At 57.5% G+C, this 7,100-nt stretch carries 7 protein-coding genes and 1 pseudogene; 2 read left to right on the forward strand and 6 right to left on the reverse strand.

The window, feature by feature from the left end:
* The 4 genes and pseudogenes from AC2FNC_RS19460 to hutI form a co-directional block, all read right to left on the reverse strand.
* A pseudogene (locus tag AC2FNC_RS19460) lies at positions 1 to 462 on the reverse strand (urocanate hydratase); the annotation flags it as partial.
* Positions 459 to 1,253 carry an N-formylglutamate deformylase gene (gene hutG, locus AC2FNC_RS19465; protein ID WP_480554869.1) on the reverse strand — a complete coding sequence of 265 codons (795 nt, stop codon included), beginning with the start codon at positions 1,251 to 1,253 and terminating at the stop codon, positions 459 to 461. The pseudogene AC2FNC_RS19460 and the gene hutG, both read right to left, overlap by 4 nt.
* The gene (gene hutH / locus AC2FNC_RS19470; RefSeq protein ID WP_480554868.1) at positions 1,250 to 2,788 is read right to left on the reverse strand and encodes a histidine ammonia-lyase; all 1,539 of its coding nucleotides are present in this window, start codon (positions 2,786 to 2,788) and stop codon (positions 1,250 to 1,252) included. The genes hutG and hutH overlap by 4 nt, the downstream gene beginning before the upstream one ends.
* The gene (hutI, locus tag AC2FNC_RS19475) at positions 2,785 to 3,993 is read right to left on the reverse strand and encodes an imidazolonepropionase (protein ID WP_496716366.1); all 1,209 of its coding nucleotides are present in this window, start codon (positions 3,991 to 3,993) and stop codon (positions 2,785 to 2,787) included. Before hutI ends, hutH begins: the two co-directional genes overlap by 4 nt.
* Positions 3,994 to 4,075: 82 nt before the next feature.
* Here hutI and AC2FNC_RS19480 point away from each other — a divergent pair, with 82 nt between their 5' ends.
* Positions 4,076 to 5,440: a formimidoylglutamate deiminase gene (locus AC2FNC_RS19480; RefSeq protein WP_496716368.1), complete on the forward strand. Its 1,365-nt coding sequence runs from the start codon at positions 4,076 to 4,078 to the stop codon at positions 5,438 to 5,440.
* Here AC2FNC_RS19480 and AC2FNC_RS19485 read toward each other — a convergent pair.
* Complete coding sequence (locus tag AC2FNC_RS19485; RefSeq protein WP_480625128.1) at positions 5,437 to 5,985, reverse strand: HutD/Ves family protein; 549 nt, start codon at positions 5,983 to 5,985, stop codon at positions 5,437 to 5,439. The two genes, AC2FNC_RS19480 and AC2FNC_RS19485, sit on opposite strands and share 4 nt — an antisense overlap.
* Positions 5,986 to 6,052: 67 nt before the next feature.
* Here AC2FNC_RS19485 and hutC point away from each other — a divergent pair, with 67 nt between their 5' ends.
* Positions 6,053 to 6,754, forward strand: a complete 702-nt coding sequence (gene hutC, locus AC2FNC_RS19490; RefSeq protein ID WP_480519774.1) for a histidine utilization transcriptional repressor HutC — start codon at positions 6,053 to 6,055, stop codon at positions 6,752 to 6,754.
* 75 nt (positions 6,755 to 6,829) lie between these two features.
* Here the strand turns inward: hutC and AC2FNC_RS19495 are convergent.
* On the reverse strand, positions 6,830 to 7,100 hold a 271-nt coding region (locus AC2FNC_RS19495), incomplete at its 5' end, for a cytochrome o ubiquinol oxidase subunit IV (protein ID WP_496716370.1).

The following is a 7,100-nucleotide window of genomic DNA, read 5'->3' on the forward strand; positions in this document are numbered from 1 at the left end:
CTCGGCAAAGGTTTCATAAGTGCCCTGCACGATGCCCTGTGTACCAATATAGATCCACGAGCCAGCGGTCATCTGGCCGTACATCATCAGACCTTTCTTATCGAGCTCGTTGAAGTGGTCCCAATTGGCCCAGTGCGGCACAAGGTTCGAGTTTGCAATCAATACGCGGGGTGCATCGCTATGGGTGCGAACAATGGCAACCGGCTTGCCGGACTGGACGACCAGAGTTTCATCCTCTTCCAGATCTTTCAGGCTGGCAACGATGGTGTCAAAATCCTTCCACGTCCGTGCCGCGCGGCCAATCCCGCCATAGACCACCAGCTCATGCGGGTTTTCGGCCACGTCAGGATGCAGGTTATTCATCATCATCCGCAACGGCGCTTCGGTCATCCAGCTTTTGGCGTTCAGTTCAGGTCCGGTGGGTGGAAAGATGTCACGGGTGTTTTTGCGAGGATCGGTCATCGGGCAAGCTCCAATGCTGTGTCATTGAGGACGTCTAGAATGTCTTTCAACCAACGCCGGAGACGGGTGGCTTTGGCGGTGTCAAAAGTCCAGGGTGGCGTTTCTGATGTCAGGTAGGTCGACTGCGCCAACTCCATCTGGATCGCGTGAATACCGTTATCCGGGCGTCCGTAGTGCCGTGTCGTCCACCCGCCTTTGAAGCGCCCGTTCAAAACGGTGCTGAAAGGGGATGAAGAGGCGAATTCATGTGCAATTGTTTCGATTTCCGGTGCACAGGTCATCCCGTTATTTGTTCCAATGTTCATGTCGGGCAAAACGCCGTCGAACAGAAAAGGAATGTGACTGCGGATTGAGTGGCAATCATACAGCACAGCGATTCCGTGGATCGCCTTCACCCTCTCCAGTTCGGCCAGCAAAGCGGCATGATATGGCGCATGAAATGCGTCACGTCGTTCAATGGTATCTTTTTCAGTTGGAAGGATGTCCCAGATATCCTGCCCGTCGAAATCCGTAAGCGGCACCAAGGTCGTCGTGTTTTGGCCAGGGTAAAGAGAAGTACCGCCTGGGTCACGATTGGCATCGATCACATAGCGATGAAAGGTGGCCCGCACCGTGGTAGCACCGGGCAAAAGCCCGTCGTAGAGCATGTGGATGTGCCAATCCGTATCTGTCAGCGCCCGACCCCGAGCATTCAGTTTGGCATCAATCGCCGCAGGCACATAAGTGCCCGTGTGAGGCAGGCCCAAAACAATTGGACTACCACCCCGAACTACCTCGACCGGATCAGTCATGCGCCAAGCTCCGGCATGGCGACACCGGTGCTTTCGGCAATCTCACCGCTTGCAATAAGGGCCGAGGCTGCTTCTATGTCATTTGCCATGTATCTGTCATCTTCTAACGCCGGTACAACCGAACGCAGGCGCGCCATGACACCTTGAAGGCTTTCACTGGTTGGCAGCGGCGCGCGATATTCAACCCCTTGCGTTGCACACAGCAACTCGACCCCAAGGATACGCTCCAGATTGGTCACCATTTGCCCCAGCCGCCGCGCACCATGGGCGGCCATTGACACGTGATCCTCCTGATTGGCCGAAGTTGGTGTTGAATCTGTGACGCAAGGATTGGCCAGATGCTTGTTTTCGCTCATCAGCGCGGCTGTCGTGACTTCGGCAATCATCAGGCCAGAATTCAATCCGGGGTTGGGTGTCAAAAAGGGAGGCAAATCAAAGCTGAGTACCGGATCGACGATCAGCGCGATACGCCGCTGCGCAATCGCCCCGATCTCGGCCACTGCCAGAGCAATCATGTCGGCGGCAAATCCGACCGGTTCTGCATGAAAGTTTCCGCCTGATACGATCAACCCGGCCTCGGCCAGAACCAGAGGGTTATCGGTGGCGGCGTTGGCCTCGGTTTCCAGGGTTACTGAAGCCTGACGCAGCACATCCATCGCGGCGCCAACAACCTGCGGTTGGCAGCGGATGCAGTACGGGTCCTGAACCCGCGTATCACCGTCCCGGTGGCTCTCGCGAATGACCGACCCAGCCAGTAGCGCGCGCATGGTTGCGCCCGCTTCGATCTGGCCTCGGTGACCACGCAAGGCGTGAATTTCGGGTTGCAAAGGCGCGGTAGACCCCATGATCGCATCCGTTGTCAGGGCTGAAGTGACCAAAGCGCTTTGCGCCGCCCGCCACGCGCCGAAAAGCCCCGCCAGCGCAAACGCCGTGGAAAACTGAGTGCCGTTGATCAGTGCCAACCCTTCCTTGGGGCCAAGTTCGACCGGGGTCAAACCTGCCGCTGCCAGTGCGTCGCCGCCAGGCATGGCTGTACCGCCAAACTCAGCTTCACCCTCGCCCATCATGACGGCTGCCATGTGCGACAGTGGTGCCAGATCGCCCGAAGCACCAACAGACCCCTGTGCCGGGATCACCGGTGTCACGCCTGCGACAAGCATCGCTTCCAGCAGGTCAATCAGCTCCAACCGCACACCCGACGCGCCACGTCCGAGGCTGAGCAGTTTGAGCGCCATCATGAGCCGCGCAACAGCACGCGGGATCGCTGGTCCAACGCCACAGCAATGGGACAAGATCAGGTTGCGTTGCAGCGTCGCGGTATCCTCGGCCGCGATCTTGACGCTTGCCAGTTTTCCAAAACCCGTATTAACCCCGTAAACGGCGGCTTGGCCAGTCGCCGCCTCAATAATGCGAGCGTGCGCCGAGGCTATGGCAGGCCTGCAAACCGGGTCCAGCCGAACGGCGCATTCCTGGCGGAATACCTGTTCCAGCTGCGCCAGAGATACAGCACCGGGAGTTAACGTCAGAGTGGTCAAAATGCGCCTCCGAATATGCGGGCGTGAAGGGGATTAAAACCGATGCGGTAGGCAAGCTCGGCCGGGTGGGTGACATTCCAGACGGCCAGATCCGCCCGCAGGCCCTGAACGATCCTGCCGCAGTCTCTCAGGCCCAGTGCACGCGCGGCATTCACGGTGACACCTTTCAAAGCTTCCTCAGGTGTCATTCGAAACAAAGTGCACCCCATGTTCATTGCAAGCAAAAGCGATGTCATCGGAGCCGAACCCGGGTTGCAGTCGGTCGCAAGGGCCATTGGCACCTCGTACTTGCGCAACAGGTCAACAGGCGGTTGTTGCGTCTCGCGCAGGGTGTAGAAAGCCCCAGGCAGGATCACGGCCACCGTGCCTGCCGCTTCTATGGCTTTGACACCGCTTTCGTCCAAATACTCGATATGGTCGGCAGAAAGCGCACCATAGCTTGCAGCAAGTTTCGCGCCACCCAGGTTGGACAGTTGTTCGGCATGCAATTTGACCGGCAGTCCTAGTTCCTTGGCAACGTCAAACAGTGGCACCAGTTGGTCGGGCAGGAAGGCAATCCCTTCGCAAAATGCGTCAACTGCGTCTACCAAACCCTCGGCATGAGCCGCGCGAAGCGTCGGAATGCAAATCTCAGCAATGTACGCCTCGGGCCGGTCTTTATACTCGGCGGGTACAGCATGAGCGCCCAGAAAGCTGGTCGCTATGCGCACCGGGCGGCTTTCCTGCAGGGCCCGCGCGGCGCGCAGCATGGTCAACTCAGTTTCTTGATCCAGCCCATAGCCCGATTTGACTTCGATCACCGAGACCCCTTCGGCGATCATCGCGTCCACGCGCGGCAGAGCCTGCGCGATCAAATCCTCTTTACTGGCCGCACGTGTGGCTTTCACGGTCGAAATGATCCCTCCGCCTGCGCGGGCCACCTCTTCATAGCTGGCACCGTTAAGGCGCATCTCGAACTCAGCCGCGCGGTCGCCGCCATGCACCACATGGGTATGGCAATCGATCAGAGCCGGCGTCACCAGCCGCCCGTCCAGCGAGGTTGGAGAGAACGTCGCGTATTCTTCCGGTAACTGCGTCTTCGGACCGACCCATGCAATCCGGTCGCCACGCACGACAATCGCCGCGTCTTCGACCAATCCGTATGCATCCGAACCAACCATGGTAGCGGCGTGCAGATCTGTGAACAGATGATCGTGGGTTTGCATTCGAATCCCTCTTCGGTGCAATTCTCTCTTTTCTGGTACAGGTCTTTATGGCATATGTCTATTCATAAAACCGGAGGTAGGAATGACGGTCATATTCGCAAAACGGGCCTTTCTGGCAGCCGGCTGGGCAGAAAACCTGCGAGTCGAGATCAAGAATGGTCGTATCGCGCATCTGACAACCGACGCGGTCGCGCAAAACGGCGACACCTGCGTTGACACTCTCCTGCCCGCTTTGGGCAACCTTCACAGCCATGCCTTTCAGCGCGCCATGGCGGGAATGACCGAATATCGGCTGGCTGGCCGTGACAGTTTCTGGACTTGGCGCGATCTGATGTATCGTTTCACAGCCCACCTGAGCCCTGACCAAATTCAGGCCATCGCCGCGCAAGTCTATGTCGAGATGCAGGAGGCCGGGTACGCGTCGGTCGGGGAATTCCATTATCTGCACCACCAACCGGACGGGCAACCCTATGACAGGCTTTGCGAACTCAGCGACCGGATCATGGCCGCCGCCGCCGAGACCGGAATTGGCCTGACCCATCTGCCCGTGCTCTACAGCTATGCAGGAGTTGGAGAAAAACCGCTGGAGGCCGGGCAGCGACGCTTTGGCAATGATGTGGGCCGTTTTTGCGAACTTGTCGCTCAGGCGCGGGAAGCGCTCGGCAATCTTCCCGACGACTGTCGCGTCGGCATCGCGCCACATTCACTGCGCGCCACGTGTCCGCGCGATATGGCGCAGGTGGTGGCATCACAAAATTCCGGTCCGATCCATATCCACATTGCTGAACAACCCAGAGAGGTTGAGGAAGTGCAGGCTGGCCTTGGCGCGCGTCCGGTCGAATGGCTGCTGGATAATGCCCCGGTTGATTCCAACTGGTGCCTGATCCACGCAACCCATATGACCGACGAAGAGACTCGCGCCATGGCCCACAGCAATGCCGTTGCCGGTCTGTGCCCGGTGACAGAAGCCAACCTGGGCGATGGGCCTTTCAATGGCCCTGTCTATTTGAATGCAGGCGGCGCTTTTGGCGTGGGATCAGACTCCAACGTGTTGATTTCCATGACCGAAGAGCTCCGCACACTCGAATATTCGCAACGACTGCGCGACCTGTCACGTAACGTGCTGGTGGTTGGTGAAGGTTCTGTCGGACAAACCCTTTACCGCGGCGCAGCTATTGGCGGCGCGCAGGCGCTAGGCCGCAATGCGGGGCAAATTGCCGAAGGAATGCTGGCTGATCTTGTCGCCATTGACAGCCAAGCCCCTGCCCTTTGCGCATTACAGCCCCAGCAGTTGCTGGATGGTCTTGTCTTTGCCGCCAAAGATAATGTCGTTACTGATCTTTGGTCCGCAGGCCGACATCAGGTTCAAAACGGGCGTCACTTCCTGCGGGACAAGGTCGCGCGTAACTACAAACGGGCAATAGGTGAGCTTCTGGCTGAGCTTTAGCTGGGGGCCTTATTGAAACTCACGCGAAGGATCTTGGCACCAGCAGCGGGCCTGACCGTAACGGCGGCGTTCAGCGTCATTGCGTCTCCGGCCACCAGAGGCGTTTTGTCTGACATATGGGCCATTCCCGAGGCGACAAAGATAAACTCGCCCGCCGCCCCCTCGAATTCCTGATCATTTGCAAAAACGTTCACTACCACAACGACGTCCTTTGGATCGTAGATCACATTGAACGCACGACACGGCCCGTCCAACAGCCGCGCATTCAGCGCGAGCGCCCCGTCGAACGAAAGCGGCAGCAAAGGGCGTGCCGTTAAAACGCCGCTATCGCCGAGCAAATCAAGCCCTGCCCCTTCGATGATCGTGTGTACGCGCGACATCCCTGGAAATCGGGAAAATGGCCCATCCCGATCGATCCGGGCCACACTAATACGCCAGGCGACGTGCTCGCCGACCCGCTTCGCGGCAAGTTCGGTAGTTACACCGCCACCATTGGCCCATGGCGTAACCGCGCAATCCTGCAATCTGATAAGGTTCTGGGTCAAATTCTTTGCATCTCACCGTTAACCTAGACATAATACTAATAAGTTCAAAAAATATAGTGAGCACAATGTGAACGAGCAGAAAAACGTCGGCTTCCAGGATGTCCGCGATGAAGTTTTGAATCGCATCCAGACCAGAATCTGGCCGCAAGGCAGCTTGCTGCCTACCGAACTGGAGCTTGCCGCCGAGTTCGGTTGTGCTCGTGCAACTGTCAATCGCGCTCTACGTGAACTTGCTGATCAGGGTATTGTCACACGGAAACGCAAAGGCGGCACGCGTGTGGTCACAACACCGGTCAAACAAGCCCGACTGCCTATTGCGGTAGTCCGGCAAACCATTGAAGATATGAATGCCGAATACCGATATGCGTTGGTCAACCGTACGCTGATAGATTGTCCGGCATGGCTGCAAGCCAAACTCGGACTGCCCGAGGGTACGCAAATTCTGCATTTGCGCTGTATGCACCATGCCGACAACCGCCCCTTCCAGTACGAGGAACGATGGATCAATACCGCCGCAGTACCGCACGTCATGGATGAAGACTTTCTGACCACCGGTCCTAACGAATGGTTGCTGGCCGAGGTTCCTTTTTCGAACGCGGAAATTGCATTCTCAGCTGTTCCGGCAACCGGTCCGCTTCAGGATTTTCTTTCCGTTCCGCCCGGCACCCCTTTGTTCCAGTTGGAGCGGACAACGTGGTTTCGAAAAACCCCGGTCACCTTTGTGCGCATGACCTTTCATCAGGGTTATCAAATGCGGACTACGTACTGAGGCCGTATTCGTTATTGGTGATCCCGCCGAATGCCAAAATCTCGATCCGCTACCCCCGCTTGTTTCAAGTACGCACTACATCAATTGCATGTGCATTCGGGTGGCCAGACTGCCCAGAACCCAGATGGTGCCAAGGATCATGATCATCAGAACCAATGTCGAAAACAGCACCAGGTGCAGATCTTCGCGGCTGCTGCGCCGACGGTCGATATGTAGGAAGTAGACAAGCTGCAACACAAGCTGTGCCAATCCAAGCAACCCGATGGTCAGGTAAACACCAACCGTTTCAATCCCATAAACCTGCGCCACGCCAAACATCGCCAAGGTCAGCAACAGCGAGCCACCA

Source organism: Ruegeria sp. BHSA123, from assembly GCF_059613425.1.